At 45.5% G+C, this 18,147-nt stretch carries 14 protein-coding genes; 4 read left to right on the top strand and 10 right to left on the bottom strand.

The window, feature by feature from the left end; genetic code table 11:
* Positions 1–31 precede the first annotated feature (31 nt).
* Together ATB74_RS05835 and ATB74_RS05840 are read right to left on the bottom strand one after the other, a co-directional pair.
* On the bottom strand, positions 32–1,090 hold the full coding sequence (locus ATB74_RS05835) for a HEAT repeat domain-containing protein (protein ID WP_061017185.1): 1,059 nt from the start codon (positions 1,088–1,090) through the stop codon (positions 32–34).
* Between the two features lie 87 nt (positions 1,091–1,177).
* Positions 1,178–2,509, bottom strand: a complete 1,332-nt coding sequence (locus tag ATB74_RS05840; RefSeq protein ID WP_061017187.1) for an anaerobic sulfatase maturase — start codon at positions 2,507–2,509, stop codon at positions 1,178–1,180.
* Between the two features lie 137 nt (positions 2,510–2,646).
* On the opposite strand from ATB74_RS05840, the gene ATB74_RS05845 reads away from it, so the two are divergent.
* Positions 2,647–3,435: a formylglycine-generating enzyme family protein gene (locus ATB74_RS05845; RefSeq protein WP_061017189.1), complete on the top strand. Its 789-nt coding sequence runs from the start codon at positions 2,647–2,649 to the stop codon at positions 3,433–3,435.
* Positions 3,436–3,617: 182 nt separating this feature from the next.
* Positions 3,618–5,300: an alkaline phosphatase family protein gene (locus ATB74_RS05850; protein WP_061017191.1), complete on the top strand. Its 1,683-nt coding sequence runs from the start codon at positions 3,618–3,620 to the stop codon at positions 5,298–5,300.
* A gap of 140 nt (positions 5,301–5,440) precedes the next feature.
* Here ATB74_RS05850 and ATB74_RS05855 read toward each other — a convergent pair whose 3' ends face one another.
* A complete protein-coding gene (locus ATB74_RS05855; protein WP_060981429.1) occupies positions 5,441–6,535 on the bottom strand; it encodes a substrate-binding domain-containing protein in 1,095 nt (364 codons plus the stop codon).
* Positions 6,536–6,615: 80 nt separating this feature from the next.
* Between ATB74_RS05855 and ATB74_RS05860 the strand changes: the two genes are divergently transcribed.
* Complete coding sequence (locus ATB74_RS05860) at positions 6,616–7,734, top strand: substrate-binding domain-containing protein (protein ID WP_060981430.1); 1,119 nt, start codon at positions 6,616–6,618, stop codon at positions 7,732–7,734.
* On the top strand, positions 7,731–10,205 hold the full coding sequence (locus ATB74_RS05865) for a putative bifunctional diguanylate cyclase/phosphodiesterase (RefSeq protein WP_060981431.1): 2,475 nt from the start codon (positions 7,731–7,733) through the stop codon (positions 10,203–10,205). The genes ATB74_RS05860 and ATB74_RS05865 overlap by 4 nt, the downstream gene beginning before the upstream one ends.
* Before the next feature lie 187 nt (positions 10,206–10,392).
* Here the strand turns inward: ATB74_RS05865 and ATB74_RS05870 are convergent, their stop codons facing one another.
* From ATB74_RS05870 to ATB74_RS05900, 7 genes are all read right to left on the bottom strand, one after another.
* Positions 10,393–11,298 carry a LysR family transcriptional regulator gene (locus ATB74_RS05870; protein WP_061017192.1) on the bottom strand — a complete coding sequence of 302 codons (906 nt, stop codon included), beginning with the start codon at positions 11,296–11,298 and terminating at the stop codon, positions 10,393–10,395.
* A 78-nt stretch (positions 11,299–11,376) separates the two neighbouring features.
* Positions 11,377–12,744 carry a BatD family protein gene (locus ATB74_RS05875; RefSeq protein WP_061017195.1) on the bottom strand — a complete coding sequence of 456 codons (1,368 nt, stop codon included), beginning with the start codon at positions 12,742–12,744 and terminating at the stop codon, positions 11,377–11,379.
* Positions 12,741–14,465: a vWA domain-containing protein gene (locus ATB74_RS05880; RefSeq protein ID WP_061017197.1), complete on the bottom strand. Its 1,725-nt coding sequence runs from the start codon at positions 14,463–14,465 to the stop codon at positions 12,741–12,743. Before ATB74_RS05880 ends, ATB74_RS05875 begins: the two co-directional genes overlap by 4 nt.
* On the bottom strand, positions 14,458–15,537 hold the full coding sequence (locus ATB74_RS05885; protein WP_061017199.1) for a vWA domain-containing protein: 1,080 nt from the start codon (positions 15,535–15,537) through the stop codon (positions 14,458–14,460). Before ATB74_RS05885 ends, ATB74_RS05880 begins: the two co-directional genes overlap by 8 nt.
* Positions 15,530–16,090, bottom strand: coding sequence for a DUF4381 domain-containing protein (locus ATB74_RS05890; protein WP_061017200.1), 561 nt, complete (start codon positions 16,088–16,090; stop codon positions 15,530–15,532). The genes ATB74_RS05885 and ATB74_RS05890 overlap by 8 nt, the downstream gene beginning before the upstream one ends.
* The gene (locus tag ATB74_RS05895; protein WP_061017203.1) at positions 16,091–17,053 is read right to left on the bottom strand and encodes a DUF58 domain-containing protein; all 963 of its coding nucleotides are present in this window, start codon (positions 17,051–17,053) and stop codon (positions 16,091–16,093) included.
* Positions 17,054–17,065: 12 nt separating this feature from the next.
* The gene (locus tag ATB74_RS05900) at positions 17,066–18,049 is read right to left on the bottom strand and encodes an AAA family ATPase (RefSeq protein ID WP_061017205.1); all 984 of its coding nucleotides are present in this window, start codon (positions 18,047–18,049) and stop codon (positions 17,066–17,068) included.
* Between the last annotated feature and the right edge of the window lie 98 nt (positions 18,050–18,147).

Raw genomic sequence — 18,147 nt, forward strand, 5'->3', positions numbered from 1 at the left:
TTATCGGCTTCGCTATTTACTCATTAGAATATTATGAGCTTGGTACTACTCGTTTCTCTTTCAACTGCTCAATAACATAATCAGGAGCCACTTTACTTAGCTCACCTAAGCAATCATCGCTCTTTTCATTGCCATAGCGCACGTAGATATCGCATACCGCATATAACTGTTCCGGAGAACCAGAGATCAAATACGCCTTCTCAAACGATTTAGTCGACTTGTCGATATCCAACTCTTCTTGTAATACCCCATTTAGGTACCAGTAGTAGCTGTTATCTTTCGCTAGCTTCGCGGCCACTTCAATCTCTTTGGCTGCCGCGGTTTTGTCTTCAAGACGAACCAAAGTTAATGATTTAGAATAGTGCAGAGCTGCGTTGTTTGGCACGCTCTCCAAACCACGATCTAATACTTCTACGGCTTGCTTGTCTTTGTTCTGCGATCGAAAATTATCTGCGTAGCTCAACCAAACTTGCGCTTCTTTCGGGTGAGTATTGATCAGTTCTAGATAAACTGTTTCCGCCTTGTCCCAATCGTTGTGCCAACGAAGCACATCAGCAAAAAGTAATTGGTATTTTTCAGATTCTTGCGTTTCCAAGAAGCTAATCAACTCTGTTACTGGTGGTTCAATTTGTGATTTCTGCTCGTCATCTAACGCATTGAAGTCACGGACTAAGTTGGATGTTGCTGTATGGCGAACCATGGTATCGCTGTCTTTTAGCAAGGGGGATACTAACGCCCAGCGATGCTCAAGTTGGTAAGGTTCAGAACCGATAACCGCCGCTTGACGAACTTCAGGTTTTTGATCTTTTAAACCTCTGGCCACCGCCACCAGCGCATTTTGGCTTGGGTATGAAGCAAGCTCTTGCAGTGCACCAGTACGATTTTCAACAGATTGATTCTGATCTTGTGCCATGTAAGACAACTGTTGAATGCGGGTTTGAGTGTCCGTCATTTCAAGTACTTGATTGATATTTTGTGCTGGTGCGTCAACCGTTTGTTGAACGCTATTCGCAGCCATCGCAGACGTTGAAATCAATGCGGACGTTGAAACCAATAAAGCAACAGCCGTCGCTAAACTCTTCTTCATCATAGTATTACCTTAAACTGGAGAACTTAGCCTGTCCTTAGACTCGTATCTGATTAAATTTGTCTTGGACCTGTTGACCCAAAGAACGAGTTAAAACTTGGCCTCGAACGTAGCTTGTTGCGCCTGTTTTGCTCGATGCGCCATCAATACTGAGTCGCTGAATTTGCCATGAGCAACCGGATGCCCCATGGCGCGAGCGATATAAGCCATCGACTTATCGACATGCGAAAAGAACTTGTGCCAACCTGCACATAAGTAGTTCAAGCCCGGTTCGCCTGCACGAGTTTTGATAAAGCGGTTCTTAGGACACTCACCATGACAAGCGAACTTGTAATCACACTGCTGACATTGACTGGTCAGTGTGCGTGATTTAGCAAAGCCAAACTTTTGCTGTGGTGCGCTGTACGCTAAATCATCAAGTTTCTCGTGGTGAATATTGCCAATTTTGTATTCAGGGTAAACATAGTGATCACATGAGAAAACGTCGCCATTTGGCTCCATTGCTAAGCCCTTTCCGCATATCTCATTCAAAGTACACAGTGGGTTCGGGCGCCCAATCCATGTTTCTACGCTCGCTTCAAAATACTGAACAAACACCTTGCCGATGTCGTTCTTCGCCCACTCATCAAACACAGTAATCAGGAAGTTGCCCCACGCTAAATCCGATACACACCACGATTCCATGATCGAATCTTTGTGACCTGGGATAAGACGTTTGTCACCTTGCTTCAATTGCTCGCTCACTTGAGACGTTTGCGGTGCAACCGTTCTAAAGGTTTTTTGTTCTACGATAGGGATAAATTGCATTTGTGGAGACTTCACCACATCACGCAGGAATCGATACACCTCTAGTGCATTTTGACTGGTCAGGTTATTCACACAAGTCAGCGTTGCGAATTTGACTTGGTGCTTGTGCAACAGCTCAACAGCCGCCATCACTTGTTTGAAAGTACCACGGCCAGCTCGGTTAGTACGATAAGCGTTGTGCAGCATCTCTGGGCCATCGATACTCAAGCCAATCAGGAAATTGTTCTTGGCGAGGAACTGCGCCCAATCGTCGTTCAACAAAGTACCGTTGGTTTGTAGGTCATTTGAAATCAACACACCTTCAGGTTGATACTTTTTCTGTAATTCAACCACGCGTTCAAAATAAGCCAAACCTAGCATGGTTGGTTCACCGCCCTGCCATGAGAAGATAATTTCCGGCGTATTCTGGCCTTCGATGTATTGTCGGATATACGTCTCTAACGTTTCATCATCCATTCTTGGAGAACTGCCTTTCTTGTACTCCAACAAATCTTGCTTACTTAGGTAGTAACAATATTTACAGTCAATGTTACACGCTGCGCCAATCGGCTTCGCCATAACATGTAAGCGTTTAGACGCTTTACCATTATATTGAGGACCTTGAGTAATATGCATGATTTACCTACCTATCTTATTATCTTGTTCCCATCATAATTCCGAATTAAGTCAGTGGCATGTTATACCCTTTATAACCAATAGGAATGACCAAAAACGTTAGAATCACACCCTATTTCGAACATTTGAGGCACGTGATGAAATTTATCAATTACAAACATTTAGCAGCAGTCAGCGGCGTCACCATGACTATTCTTCTCAGCGGCTGTTCAAGCGTGCCTACACACCCCATCGCCCAACAAATCGACCAAGAGATGGTGTTGGTTGAAGGCGGCACATTCACCATGGGGTCGAACGATCCAGAAGCGACCAAAGCAGAGCGTCCCGCACGTAATGTAACTGTAGATAGTTTCTATATTGCGAAGTTTGAGGTGACTCAAGAATTGTTCGAATCGGTGATGGGTTCATCTCTCAGTTATTTCCAAAACCCACAAGTTCCGGTTAATAACCTTAGCTGGCAGCAAGCAAACTATTTTGTTGAGCAGTTGAATGAACTAACGGGTGAAGAATACCGTCTGCCTACTGAAGCGGAATGGGAGTTTGCAGCGAAAGGCGGCAACAAAAGCAAAGGCTATACTTACAGTGGTTCCAATAACTTAGATGATGTTGCGTGGTACTCAGCAAATTCTAAAAATAGCGCACATCCAGTCGGGTTAAAGAAACCAAATGAACTAGGCTTATATGACATGACAGGAAACGTGGGCGAGTTTGTTATCGATGCCTTCGATGACACCTTCTACAGATTCGGCCCAACAGATAACCCTAACAACGCAAAACACAGCGACGTTGGTTTATCGCACAAGTCAGTTCGCGGTGGCAGTTTTGCTTATGACGAAAATGAATCTGAAAGTTACCGTCGTGACTTCGCAAGCCAATCGATCACTATGTCGGACATGGGCCTGCGTTTAGTTAAGGATCCGAACTAACTTAAACTGTTAACCAGCTAAAGAAGCGAACGAACAAAAGATGCCGACGGTTATGGCTCAATAATCTTCACCAACAATACTAAAAATACGATTCGCACTGTACACACGTTAGAAATCTGGCCAAACATTAGAAGTCTGACCAAACGTTAGAACTCTGCGGCAACAGTGAATAAGGAAACTCTATGCAATACACCAAGCTTTCAGGACTCACACTCGCGTTACTCTGTGCCCTCCCAGCTTCGGCTGCGGACAAGCCAGATCTAGTCCTTCAAATCACGGTAGATGGCCTGCGCGCAGATCTAATCGAGCGATATAAGCACAACTTCGGTGAAGGCGGTTTCCGGTACTTAATGGATGAGGGTACTTACTACACCAACGCGAACTACCAACATGGCAACACGGAAACGATTGTGGGACATGTGTCGCTTGCAACAGGTGCTCCACCGAGCGTACACGGCATGGTAGGTAATGTTTGGTATGACCGTAGCGAAGAACGTTTGGTGTATAACGTAGAAGACGGTAACTATCAAATGCTGACCTCTGGAGCAGGTGTCGATAAAGCAACAGAGATCGATCCAACGCAGAAGACAGCACAAGGCGATGGCCGCTCTCCGGAGCCAATACTCTCCACCACGTTTGGTGACGAACTGACGATTTCCAATAGTGGCAAATCAAAAGTGTTCGGTGTATCAGTGAAAGACCGCGGCGCAATCTCATTGGCAGGACACAGTGGTAAAGCCTTCTGGTTCTCCAAAGCACAATCTGAGTTTGTCACCAGTAACTATTACTACGACGAGTATCCAGATTGGGTATCACGCTGGAACGAGAAAGCGATTGCTGCTCAGTATTCCAAACAGAAATGGGAGCTCTCATTACCGCGTGATAAGTACACGTTGCAAGAACACGATACCGAACACAAAGTGAAACTCGGTGATTTCCAACGTACCTTCCCTCACCCATACGGCCCGGCAAGTTACAAGTACTACAGCACCACCCTGACCGTGAGCCCTGCTGGTGACGAGATCACGGAAAACTTCGCTAGCACCTTGTTGATGCAAGAGAAGCTTGGCCAAGGCGACGTGACTGATTATCTGTCAGTGAGTTTCTCATCAAATGACTACGTGGTGCACCTTTACGGCCCTGAAAGTCTAGAAACAGAAGACAACCTTATCCGACTTGATAAGACTCTCGCTAAACTTTTCAAAACCGTTGATAACCAAGTCGGGCTAGAAAACACATTAATTGTGCTATCTGCCGACCACGGTGTTCCTGAATCTTCACCTGCGGCAAATGCGCTTGGTTTCAATCAAGCTCAATACTTCAATAAAGACAAACTACTCTCAAGTGGTGTTGAAAAACGATTGAAGGATGACTTTGGGTTAACCAAAGACGCGATTCGCCTATATGCGCAACCTTACATCTATCTGAATCATGATCTAATCGCTGAGAAGAAGCTTGACCTAGCTATGGTACAAGAAGCCATTGCTGATGAAATTGCAAAAGTGAAAGGCGTTGCGTTTGCTGTATCAAGCAGTGATATTGCAGCCAACCGAGTACCGGATACGCATGTAATGCAGCTAATCAAAAACAACTACCACCCAGCTCGTTCTGGCGACGTGTATGTGGTATTTGCACCGCGCAGCTACATTAACGACATGGAAGGCCTTCAAATCGCCTCTACACATGGCTCGCCATGGAAGTACGATACGCATGTGCCTGTAATCTTCGCAGGCTACGACGTTGAAGCTCAGAAGGTATCAAGAGCAGTGACGCCATACGACATTGCGCCAACGCTTTCGAACAAACTGGGCATAACTCAACCAAGTGGCTCAATTGGAGAGGTGTTACAAGAGATCACGGAGTAGACTCAATCTCTAAGGTTTCGTCATTTTGATTTCGAATCCGGAACCCACGCAATAAAAGAGCCGTTTATCTAGTTCTGACTCACTATGTCGAAACAGATAAGCGGCTCTTTTTGATTGACAACGGATAGATTAAATCGAGCCTAATTCTTGCCCGAGTAACGAAACGCTTCTCTGGTTAGCTGATTTAATTGGTCGTCATTCATCTTGTTATGCACAACGGTGATACGACCTAAATAAACCAATGGGACCTCTGCCTCTCGCTCCTCCAAGTGAAACTTAATCGCTTCGGCCGTTGCCACACCAAGGTCATCACTCATTCGCATCGGCGTTGCGTCTAATTCATCGGAACGGATCTTTTCTATCTCTTTCGCGGTACCGCCCCAACCCGTCACATAGATTTCAGACAACATGTCAGCCTTGTTTAAAGCATCCACAGCTCCCATGGTCATCGCCGTATTTGCATTGTGAACCATGGTCACTTCAGGGAAGTTGCCGAGCACCAAACGAACCCCATCGGCGCCACCTATCTTCTGGTATTGTCCGAAGTGCTCATACACAGTTAACCAATCACCTTTATCCTCAACACAATCAATGAAACCTTGTGAACGTTGAGTATCTGTTATTCCCGGGATCCCTCGGTTTGCTGAAAACTCGACTTCATTTCCCAACTCTTTCACCACATGCTTACAAAGCACCTCAGCCCCCATCGCGCTTGAGAAATCAAACCAGCTGTCTGGTTGATGTTTCCATTGCTCATTAGGTGTGTGAAACGCCCAAATAAAGGTTTTGAAATCTTTGGAAGCGGACAACTTTTGAATGTTGCCGGCTTGAATACCCAGTTCAGAAGGACCAAAAATGACGAAGTCATAAGGCGTCTCAGAATTCAGGACTTGCTCGGTGTATTGGGTTTGTAATGAGTGTTCAATTTGCCTTGAGGTAAACTCACTGATCTCAAAAGGTAGCTCCAAAGCGATGAGCCTTTCCTTCAATGCAGTATAATTTCTTGTCCAAAAGTCAGAAATATCTGCACTTGGGTAAATTAGTGCAATTCTTACCGGTTTTTCTACCAACATCGGAGCTAATGAAATCGGCTCGCCACTTACAGTCTCTTGAAACTTTTCAAGTTTCTTTACATCAGCCTCCGACCTTACCCCGTCAGCATTGACGTATAAAGGGAGGCAAAAACACGCTGTCAGTAAGGTTAGTAAAACATTTTTATAAATTTGACCCGGCATAACTGTTACCAAATGTTGAATGTTCATTAACAATATTATAAATATAGGGCGATTATAAGTTAAAGTGTTTTATAAGCCATATGAATAAGAGATTAAATTTTGCGAGTTTGTTGCTCGCTACTACTTGCTGCTCTCAGAGTTTTGCGGGTAATCATGAAGGCGATTTCTTCCAATATGCTGAAGAAAAAGTGATGCGTGCGGTTTCTAACCAACGAACGTGGGATGGCCCAACACAAGGCCCAGCTGTGCGCCATGAAAAGAACGTTATTTTTGTCGCGTCTGATTTACGTAATGGTGGCGTTTACGGGGTGGGTAAAGGCATCTCGGAGGCCATTTCAAAGATCAATTGGCATCTGAGGTTCATTGATGGCTTAGGCTCAGAAGTGCGCCAGGGTGCGGCTATCCGAAAAGCAATTGGCTTTGAACCCGATGCCATTGTTCTTGGCGGCATTGATGCTGTTCGACACAAAACCATTTTGAAACAAGCGGAAAATCTCGGAATCGTTGTCATTGGCTGGCACGCGACTGAGCTGGTCGGTGGCAACCCTGAAATCGGCTTATACACCAACATTACCACCGACCCTCTCGATGTGGCGGAAGTAGCCGCGCTACTCGCGATTGTAAACTCAAACGGACGAGCAAAAACCGTGGTGTTTACCGACCCGAACTATGAAATTGCGATGATCAAAGCCAACGCGATGATCAACACCATCAAGCGTTGCGGTACTTGTGATGTACTTGAGTTGAACTACTTGCCGCTCGATAAAATTGCCGAGCAGATGCCTGCGACATTGAAGAACCTTGATGATAAATATGGCGAAAAAATCACTCATATCTTAGCCATTAACGACCTCTACATTGATTACGCGATCCCTTCTTTGGAATCTAATCTCGAAGAGTATCGGTTAATACCACAAAACATTTCAGCGGGTGACGGCAGCAAGGCCGCGTACAAAAGAATCAATAGCGGCCAATTCCAACTGGCGACTGTACCTGAGCCCTTATACCTACAAGGCTGGCAAATTGTCGACGAGCTCAACCGAGCATTCAACCAGATGCCTCCAAGTGGCTACTCTGCCCCTGTACATCTCGTTACGCCCGATAATGTTGAAGAACTTATCAGCCAGTCAGACAAAGGCATCTACGACCCTAAAAATGGCTACCGTGAAGCATATCTGAAAATTTGGAAGCCACAATGAAACTACCTCAGATAAACATCACCCAACGGCTTATTATTTCGAATCTGCTTTCGCTATTGATTGTGAGCCTTGCGGTCATCATGGTGATCCGCTCGCTCTATTACGTCGAGTCGACGCTCAAAACCGAAACCTCCAAACACGTATCAGATTTGATTGTTAACTCTGAAATCAGCCGTCGTGTGTTTACGCTCACCTCTCGAGTTAAACTGCTGGAACAGACTTTTTTGTTCAGCGAAACCACGCTGTCTGAAGAAGCGTTCAATGTTGATTTCCAACTGCAACGACTGAGAGGTCTCTCAACCAACGAAGGTTTCTCGCAAAAGATCGATGCCTTTATCGATAACTTCCACCGTTTCTTGGGCAGTTCACTAGCATTGAATCGAATCCTTAAGCAGACCAATCAAATCGACGCTGCATTAGCCGAGCAACTTGATCAACTCGAATTTGCGATAGCCGACAGTAAGCTAAGGCACTTAGACCAACCTAATTTCATCCGTTATAACAATGAATTAGACCTCATCAATATGCTACGAGAGTCGTTCCTCACCTCGGGGAAAATGGTCGGTGATATTCACAGCCGCATCACGCCAGAAACGGAGAAAGTCCTGCTTATCGAGGTTGAGAAGGAACTCGATATATTTTTGCTCCACTTAGAAAACGTCGATATCGAAACCTCAGCGGTGATTGCTGAGAAGAAAAGAATTCATCGAACAGTGAAACGATACAACGCGGCTTTAAAACGCATTCGAGCGAATTTGGAACAGCGTTGGTTGGTGATGGCATCGCTCTTAGTTGCTCAAAGTGACTTGTTGGAGATGGTAGAAAAAACCGAATCACGCGTACAAAGCCAAGCCTTAGAATTAACCGACCAGCTCGAAAAAGAGATTGGTCAATCAAGGCTCAATGCGATTGTTATCAGCTTTTCAGCTGTTGTATTGTCGATGTTGCTGGTTAGCCACGTTGTTAGACACCACATTCGAAAACCACTCAATGCACTTAGACATGGCTTCGACCGTTTAGAATCCGGTAGCCTCAAAAACCCAATCAACTTGGGTAGAAGTGACGAATGGTATCACTTAGAAAAAGCCTATAACGACATGGCTTTAAGGCTGTCTGAGGCCTATCTCGACCTCACTGAAGAGAAGAAGAACTTCGACTTCCTCGCGCACCATGACCCACTGACGAATTTGGCTAACCGACTATTGGCCACCAAACAATTGGATGAAGAGATTAGAAAATCCAGTGAGAGCAACGCCTCTTTCTTACTGTTCTATCTCGATATTGATGAATTTAAGACCATTAACGATTCCTTAGGACATGCGCCCGGAGACAACTTATTAGTCAATGTTTCTGACATCCTGAGTAGCTTAGTCGGCGATAAAGGCTTTGTTGCTCGAATGGGTGGCGACGAGTTCTTGGTTGTGTATTCCAACATTGGCCTAGAGGAAGGTGAACCGATCGCCGGTCGCTTGAACCAAGCATTAAGAAAACCGTATTACATCGATGATAATTCTATCTTCGTCTCCGCGAGTATTGGTGTTTGTGAGTACCCTACTCATGGTTTGGACCGTGAAACCCTAATTCGCAACGCAGATACCGCCATGTATCATGCCAAGCGAAACGGTAGAGACCAATACAGAGTCTATGCGGATAAAATGACCCATGAAGTGAACGACTTAATCGAAACTAACATAGGGCTTCATCAAGCGATTGCTAATGACGAGCTTGAAGTATTCTTCCAGCCCAAAGTCGACTTAGACTCACAGGGCATCATTGGCGCCGAAGCTCTTATTCGTTGGCGACACCCTAAATTGGGCTTACTGCCACCGATTGATTTCCTTGAAGTTGCGGAGAAAAGTGACCTCATTATCGACATCGATAAGTGGGTGTTCAAGAAAGTGGCGAACTTGATCACTGAATGGCAACGTGCGGGAATAAATCTACAAGGCGTGATTTTCTCAATTAATTTCTCAGCGAGAATGTTCTATATGACAGACCTAGCCGAGCAGCTACAAGTGATCCTGGATGAAACGGATTGCCAACCTCACCAATTGCTGCTTGAGGTTACCGAAAGAGACATGATGCGTGATTTTGAAACCTGTTCGAGAACCGTTGAGGTGCTTCATTCTAAGGGTTACAAGATTGCTATAGATGATTTTGGTACGGGTTACTCTTCGCTGTCGGTATTGAAGAATCTTTCGGCTGATTGCGTAAAGTTAGATCGGAGCTTTATTGAAGATATCAACTCATCAAAAGTTGATTACGAGATTACTTGCGCGGTGCTTAAACTCGCGCAAATACTCAATTTTTCAGTGATAGCAGAAGGCCTTGAAACCCAAAACCATGTTGAGACGCTGCGCCAAATAGGCTGTAAGTATGCTCAAGGCTATTTCTTTGCGCGACCTTTGCCGATTGAAGATTGGGTGTCTTACTTCTTACATAACTCAGAACATAGGCCAAAAGAAGCTTAGTGTCTGTTCCTTACATTCGGAATGTTTCAGTGAGTTAAGTTCCTTCACTGATTCTTGACTAATAAAGGGTAGCCTTCGGACTGCCCCACTGGCCAAACAGCCTTTATCGATAGTCAAAGTGTCACTGTATTGGCTTTTTTCCATTCAAAATCGCACGAACGCAGTCGATAACAGTGTCCTTTTGGGGCTAACTTGATGTGTCCTTTGCTGCCGCTTTTATTTTAGCGCGCAACCACTTATGGCTTGGCTCGTTAGTGCGGCTTGGGTGCCAAATCATACACATGTCGAGATCATCGAGTTCAAAAGGTAAAGGCAGCGTTCTAACATTGTACTTTTCAGAAAAACAACGCACAGATGAAATAGGCATAACTCCGATGTAATCAGAGCCTTCAATAACGGGCAACATCTCAACGACACCTGCAGCTCGATAGACTATTCTTCGTTTTTCAAGGTCACTGTAGTGTTCAGAACTCAATAGGCTTTTACGAGCATGCCAACGAGATACAACCACATGCTCAAGTGCTAAGAACTGCTCCATATCGATCGTATCACCAATCGTAGGATGATCTTTATGGCACACCACCACCAGCTCCTCTTTAGAGATCACCTCGTGCTTAAGCATGGTTCTTCCTTTGGGCGTCATATCGATAATAACATCGTGTCTTTGAAGCCTTAAATCGGACTCATAGTCTTCGGTAAACAGAGGATGAACCTCTAACGCAATACCTGGTGCGACTTGGCTGATTAACTGCATGACTTTTGGCATCATTTCGTAGCTCGCTGCCGAGACACAGGCAATTGAAAACACGCGACCTGAAGTTTTAGGGTCGAAATCTCTTGATGCAGATAAGGTAGAAGTAAAGTTTTTAAGTGCAGCGGCCATTGCAGGATAGATATCAATAGCGAATGTGGTTGGCTCTACGCCTGATGTAGTGCGATGAAACAGTGGTTCATCATAGATATCTCTCAACCTTGCAAGTGCTTTACTCACTGCTGGTTGGCTTATATCCATGCGATTAGCAGCCCTAGATAAGTTCTGCTCTTCATAGATAGCAACAAATATAGGAATTAGATTTAGTTCGGTACTTTTCATACAGTTCCATATTAAAGAAGCAGGTTCCCCATAGTAGAGAACCTGCCGATGATGTTCGATGCGAATAACTAAAGTTTGCTACTTAGTTCTATCTTTTAAGTCTGGCAAGGCTTTAGGAATTTTCAAGCGGTCGAAAATTGAACGAGATTCACTCTGGCTTGATTTATCGTTGGGCAAGTTACGTAACCCTTTCAATAAACGAGTGAATACGTTTTTATCTTCACTTCCTTGTTGAAGGGCTTCGCTATCTTCTAGCCAACGCTTTTGTTCGTTTGATTTACCATGTTGCGCTTTATTCAGTTCTAACTGAGAGGTTTCATTTCGCAATTGACGGTAGATAAAGGTTCTTAATGCAGCCCAATTACCCTGCTTGAGTAAACGACGTAATACTAGCCAACTCGGTGTTGGGCGATTTGCGTAGTAACGCTTAACGGAAACAATCAACGCAATGCAGACCAACAACGCCAAACCAACAGTAATAAACACCGACATGTAGGCCTTGATGAAAGATTGGACTGTGTGTTTGGCTTCAAACACTTCACCTTTTATCACCACGTTTTCAAGGCGTTGATTTTTGCTGTCCCACCACTGAAATGAAAACTCTGGGAGCGTAAACTCACCACCTTGTTGAATAACATATACCGTCTCTTCAACTCGGCTTGAGCGATAATCACCTCGTTCTTGAGTATCATCCAAACGGTTGGGTTGTGGGTAAGCTTGGAACTGCTGAGTGGACTCATTGGTTAGCACGTCTGGCAGCAACACAGAAAGGCTGTCTTTTGCCTTAATCGTGATAGCTCGAGTAATGGCATCGCCAACTTTTAGCTCTTCACTCGAACGTTGCCATTGCTGCTCTACATCGACTTCTGTCGCAGAAAACCAAGGCGTTTCATTATCGAGTAAACCTGAAGGCAACGAAGCTTCAAACTTAATCGGCTGTGTGTAAAGCGTACCGCCCACGTTTGAACCATCAGGAGCAGAAACTTGGATACGAACCGGCACGGTTGGAATAACAAACTCACCGGAAGTCATCGGATAAAGCGTCACTTCCCAACGCTGACGTGACCATGTAGTACCACCGACTCTTTCTGTGTAGTTGGTCGCGAGTTGGTTACGCTGCTTAGCGATCACGTTAGGGATTTCGATACTGCCGATTCGAGTGCCGCCCGTTAACCAGCGCGGTGTCGCCACCTCAATGTTCAGAATGACCTGTTCATTTACGCTGACTTTGGCCGGCGTTATTTTGTCGCCTGACTTGGGTTTCTCACCTACCCAAGCGATAAGCTCCACATCACCACTTTTTTGCAGATCGAAGATATCGGCAGCAGAAGAAACGGCAGGAACAAACCAACTCAACATAAGAGTCATCGACAGCAACCATGTACGGGCTGTGAATCGCGTTCGCTTTGATTGAATCGCTTCAAGAGCTAAATCGTATCGACTCATTGTGTTTGCTCCTGTTTTGATGCCTGTTCCTGTTTTAGCGCCTGTTTAATAGACGGTGCAGGGTCTCTTAACTGAATTTGGAACTTGGACTTCAAGAAGAACTTAGGATCCGCTTCGACTCGTTTTAACCACTTGTCGGCAAGCTCTTGGCTGCCCAAGATTTCATTGGCATTAAGCGTTTCCTTAAGCATCAATTCCGCTACCGTTTCTTCTTCAGCACCATCACCCGTTCGCGGCTGATCGTCTTCGAGTTCTAAAGATTCTTCAGGGCCATCTGTGGTTCCAGACTGGCTTTCACTGGTTCGATTCACCTCTTCGACAATTCCACTAAGCACAGCAAAATTGTTCTCCACATCCGTTCTTAGTTCTGATGACAGATCCTCTTTCTCACTTAGTGACTTCAAGAGGTCTCGCGCCGCAAGGTATTCACGCTGCCTAGCTAACGCACTGGCTGCATTGTACAAACCAAGGTCAGTTTTGGTTTGCAAGAACGCACTGTGAGCGAGCTTAAAATCACGAGCATAGTAATAAGCCGCGCCCTTTCGTATTGGATCAGTAAAATGTTTGGCGGCTTGAAGGTACTCCTTCTGATTCAACAAACGTTGACCTTGTTGGTCGGGCGTTAACCATAAACCCCACCACCATTGAGCGGTCTTATCCCAAACTGTAAGCGACTCCACCACAACTGGTTTCTCAGCAGTTAAATTGACTGTTTTCGCCAAAGTGCTTGGTGAATAAATACTGCCTGAAATCATCAGGCCAACCACACACCACTGAACCAACCACCCTTTCCTAAACCACAACAACATGATGATCGCCATTGGAACAAGCAGACCGTATCCCATGTCTTTCCAAGGCATTGAAGACTCACCGTTAAGCTGCATGTTTCTTTCAACGGCTTGATTCAGTTGTCGAATATCCGAATCGTCAACGGTCACCTCAATCACTCGACCACCTGTCTTATTCGCCAAATTTCGCAATGAATCGAGGTCAACTGGATTATCACTCACCACATTACTATTTCCTGCGGCTAGAATGAGCAACTGATACGGATTGTCGTTAAAGAAACTCTCGTACGCCCTAATAGTGCTTGGGTTTACACCATCTGATACCAACAGTACAGAAGAGCCTAACTCACCAGACAATTGCTGATTAATTAGTGGCAGCGCTGCTTCTGCTGACTTACCTGAAACAGGCATGATGTCAGGTGTAATAGCTGCAAGGAACGGTTCAAATACCTTGCTATCTTGCGTGACGGGCATCGCGACGTGTGCGCTGCCTGAATAAACCACTAACCCCGTATTTCCGCCTTTGCGAGCTGCCAATAAGTCTCTAATTTTCTGCTTAGATCGTTCCAAGCGACTTGGAGGCAAATCTTTAGCGAGCATGGATTCACTATTATCGAGTACAACCAACATCGACGCTTTATCTTCACCAAAAGGCGAAGCTTCGCGTTGCCAAGTTGGGCCCGAGCAGATAATGATCGCGATAGTCACAATCACCACCAATAGCTTCAACGGTAACTGCTTGCGCCAACCTGTTTCGCCAATGGTCAATGCATCACGTAAATGTGCAGGTAGAATGTCTTTCCACGTTGGTTTTGTCTCTTCTCTCCAACGAACCCATAACAGGAAGAACATCGGAATAAAGGCCAACAACCACAATGGTCGAATAAAGTGAAACTGAGTAAAGAACTGTTGCAACATGAGAGAATCAGGCATCTTTCTCTCCTTTCAAATTTTTCTTTGAAGAAACCAAAAGCGATCTTCTACGGATTGTCGCCAAGCTAAACGCAGTCAAATACATCACAACAACAATCGCCATCAAGTAATGATGTAACCCCTGTTTAGGACGATAAGTCGTGCTCTCGTACAGCTGAGGCTCTAGTTCACCGATTTGAGCATAGGCTTTGGTCAGTTCGTCGCGGTTGAGCGCCTCAAAGGCTTCGCCACCAGACTCTTGAGCCACACGCTTGATGGTTTCCATATCTAAAGCCACTTCGCCAACGGTTTGTGGGTCACCCATCGCTATCACGTGAATTCGAACGCCTTTAGCCTTGGCAACTTTTGCGGCATCGATAGGCTCAACAAAACTTCCTGTATCATTACCGTCTGTTAATACGATCACGACTTTCTCTTTTTCGTTGGTATCGACGTTTGAATCTTGAACGGCAGCACTTTGCTTTTCACTCTGTTCAAACACCTTGATCGCTAAGCCAATTGCATCGCCTAAGTGCGTACTTTGCCCTGCCATCGCCACATCAGTTTGATTAAGCAGTTCAAGCCATACCTCTTGGTCTGCGGTAAATGGCGTTTGTACGAACGCTGCATCACCAAACAAGATTAAACCGAGTCGGTCACCTTTTCTGGTTTTTGCAAAGTCAGCTAACACTTCTTTGGTCGCATCTAAGCGAGAGATTTTATCGCCTTGTTTAGAGGTAAAATCTTGCTCCACCATCGAGCCCGACAAGTCGACCACCACCATCACATCCCGACCTAATTGTTCGCGAACCTGTGGCTCACCAAGAATGGTTGGTTTCGCTAACGCGCACACGACCAATACCCAAGTAATAATGAGCGTAGTTCGTTGCCACCAGCTTGGTGTTAACTGGCTTGCACCTTCTGACGGCGCTTCCCCAATCGCTTCAACCAATTCTCGAAAAAATGGCACCTTAATCGCCATTTGCTTAGTTCGATAAGCTGGCACGGCAAAGTAGACCAACAACGGCAGAGGCAGCGCGATAAACCATAGCGGGTGCGCAAATTCAAAGCTGGCAGATAAAACATCAAACATTATCTTGCCCCTCAGCCATTACCTGTACATTCGGTTTTGTTTGTACATCGGGTTTATGAAGCTTTAACCACATCATCGCAGTTTGAATCACCTCTAAACGCTGTTCAAAGCTCAAACGCACATTAGGGTCAATTAAGCTCTGCATCCATAATTCTGAGATTTCACTGGCAAAGAACGCATTGCTGTTTTCACTCGTGTTGGCGCTAACAGGCAGATAAGCGTTCAGACGATTCACATAGGCTTGGCCAAACAGCTTGGCATTGCTGCTGTCTAGGTAACGAAGCACCACTTTCAGTACCTTGAAAGTTCGCTCGGTTGAGTTCTTGTCTCTTGCATCCAATACCATGAGCTCTTGAAGAGCTTCTTTGCGATAACGGTTATTCCACCATCTCTGCGCCAAACGATAAGCCAGATAGATGACAACCAACAACAAGGCGACACCGAGGATCTTCCAACCAATAGTTTGCGGCATCCAGCTCACGCTCTCGGGAATGGCGACATCGTGCAGGTCGCGAAGGATATAAGTACTTGGAGGCGTATGTTCAACGGCCATCTAGCGCCCTCCCACTAGCTTTTGCAGTTGAGATATGTGATTGCCTGACGTGTCTAATTCGATATAAGGGAGGTTTTTCATCGCCATCAATTTAGCAAGGGACTGTTTCTGAAGTGCCGCTTTCTGAGCAAGACTTTCACTTGCGAGGTTAACCTTAGATTGGCTATCCAGATTAAGTTGAAAGCGACCATCTCCCACCACCCAGTTTGCACTTGCAAGATCTTGAGGCAGAGATTGCTCTAATGGATCGGTGACCATAATGGCTAGAATGTCGTTGTGTTGTTGTAGTTGCTTTAGTCGGTCAAGATGTTGCTCTTGGCAATCTCGCCAATCACTAATAAAGATTAAGGTCGACTGTTTTAATCTCATTCGTTTGATCAGTTCAATCCACTGGCTAAAACCAACATTATCGCCATCACTTACATTGACGCCTAAGCTTTGATTGGCTTTGGTAAGATGTTTTAGCTGAACCAATAAATCCGATTGAGAACGTTGAGCTTTAGTATGAAAGAGCTTTTGGTGCGAGGCTAAAACGAAACCGACACGGTCACCATCTTTCAGCACGCGCCATCCACACAATGCTGCCACTTCGGCTGCTACAACCGACTTCATGGTATTTTGAGAAGCAAAGAACATCGAGCTGCGCTGATCAACACAGATCATCACATTACGGTCTTTCTCTTCGGTATAACTGCGTACATGAGGTTTGCCTGTTCGCATCGTGACTTTCCAATCGAGGTTACGAATATCATCACCGAGTTGGTAGTGACGTAGCTCCTCGAAATTCAAGCCTCGACCTCGGAACAATGAGTTGTGTCTACCCGACAGTACACTGCCCGCCTTTAGATGAGGCAGTAAAGAAAACGACTCAGCTTGAGCCTGAATTCGCACTAACCTTGAGTAATCACAATACAGTCGAGGATCAAGGCCTTGTGATTTAGGAGCTTGTGTTGGCTTCGCCATGACGCCCCCTAGTTATCCAATCTCAACATTATCGAGCAGTTCTTCAACCACTCTTTGATGGTCAACACCATCGGCCAATGCGTCGTAAGACAGCGAGAATCGGTGGCCGAATACGGTTGGCAACATGGCACGCACATCGTCCAAAGTGACGTGGTCACGCCCTTGAAGCCATGCATAAGCGCGAGCACATTTATCCAACGCGATGGAAGCACGCGGGCTTGAACCAATCTCAATCCACTTTGATAGGTTTGATTCTGGGTAACGTTCAGGTTTTCGTGTCGCCATGACCAAGGCCACAATGTAGCTCTCAACTAAATCGGAAACGGTAATATCTGGAAGCTGACGACGAGCCTCAAGCACCAACTCAGGCTCAATATGCTGTGGAGTCACAAGCTCAGAACTGGTCTCATTCCCTAACTCTTCACTGCGCACCAATCGAATGATGTCGCGCTCTGCTTCATCTTCTGGGTAATCAACCGTCACTTTCATGATGAAACGGTCCATTTGAGCTTCAGGGAGTGGATACGTACCTTCTTGCTCAACTGGGTTTTGCGTAGCTAATACCATGAACAGATCTGGCAGAATATGAGTTTGACCACCCACCGTAATTGTACCTTCCGCCATCGCTTCAAGCAGAGCAGCCTGTACTTTTGCAGGCGCACGGTTCACTTCATCCGCTAATACAATGCTGTTGAAAATAGGACCCGGTTGGAAATGCAGTTGAGGCTTTCCATCAAGCTCCTGATACACCTCCGTACCCGTCACATCAGATGGCAGTAGGTCTGGCGTAAACTGAATTCGACCAAAACTGGTGTTAAGTAGATTCGCCAGCGATTTTACTGAGCGAGTTTTCGCTGTACCAGGAAGCCCTTCTAAAAGCACATGGCCATTAGTCAATAACCCTATCACCAGAGCCCGAACGACGTGGCTCTGACCGATAACACTTTTCTCTGTTTGTTCAATCAGTTGGTTTATTGCTTGTTGCGCATGGTTCATAGGTCTTCCCTTAATTCAATCTGGCTGCGTACATCCTACTCACAAGCCCCATAACTATTAGTTATAAACGCGATAATTGGTTACAAGCGGAATAAGCA

The organism is Vibrio splendidus (assembly GCF_001557875.1).
Classification (GTDB): Bacteria; Pseudomonadota; Gammaproteobacteria; order Enterobacterales; family Vibrionaceae; genus Vibrio; species Vibrio splendidus_F.

Excerpts from the sequence above, each read along its gene's own strand:
- ATB74_RS05835 (WP_061017185.1), bottom strand. The coding sequence starts at position 1,090 with ATGATGAAGAAGAGTTTAGCGACGGCTGTTGCTTTATTGGTTTCAACG.
- ATB74_RS05840 (WP_061017187.1), bottom strand. The coding sequence starts at position 2,509 with ATGCATATTACTCAAGGTCCTCAATATAATGGTAAAGCGTCTAAACGC.
- ATB74_RS05845 (WP_061017189.1), top strand. The coding sequence starts at position 2,647 with ATGAAATTTATCAATTACAAACATTTAGCAGCAGTCAGCGGCGTCACC.
- ATB74_RS05850 (WP_061017191.1), top strand. The coding sequence starts at position 3,618 with ATGCAATACACCAAGCTTTCAGGACTCACACTCGCGTTACTCTGTGCC.
- ATB74_RS05855 (WP_060981429.1), bottom strand. The coding sequence starts at position 6,535 with ATGCCGGGTCAAATTTATAAAAATGTTTTACTAACCTTACTGACAGCG.
- ATB74_RS05860 (WP_060981430.1), top strand. The coding sequence starts at position 6,616 with ATGAATAAGAGATTAAATTTTGCGAGTTTGTTGCTCGCTACTACTTGC.
- ATB74_RS05865 (WP_060981431.1), top strand. The coding sequence starts at position 7,731 with ATGAAACTACCTCAGATAAACATCACCCAACGGCTTATTATTTCGAAT.
- ATB74_RS05870 (WP_061017192.1), bottom strand. The coding sequence starts at position 11,298 with ATGAAAAGTACCGAACTAAATCTAATTCCTATATTTGTTGCTATCTAT.
- ATB74_RS05875 (WP_061017195.1), bottom strand. The coding sequence starts at position 12,744 with ATGAGTCGATACGATTTAGCTCTTGAAGCGATTCAATCAAAGCGAACG.
- ATB74_RS05880 (WP_061017197.1), bottom strand. The coding sequence starts at position 14,465 with ATGCCTGATTCTCTCATGTTGCAACAGTTCTTTACTCAGTTTCACTTT.
- ATB74_RS05885 (WP_061017199.1), bottom strand. The coding sequence starts at position 15,537 with ATGTTTGATGTTTTATCTGCCAGCTTTGAATTTGCGCACCCGCTATGG.
- ATB74_RS05890 (WP_061017200.1), bottom strand. The coding sequence starts at position 16,090 with ATGGCCGTTGAACATACGCCTCCAAGTACTTATATCCTTCGCGACCTG.
- ATB74_RS05895 (WP_061017203.1), bottom strand. The coding sequence starts at position 17,053 with ATGGCGAAGCCAACACAAGCTCCTAAATCACAAGGCCTTGATCCTCGA.
- ATB74_RS05900 (WP_061017205.1), bottom strand. The coding sequence starts at position 18,049 with ATGAACCATGCGCAACAAGCAATAAACCAACTGATTGAACAAACAGAG.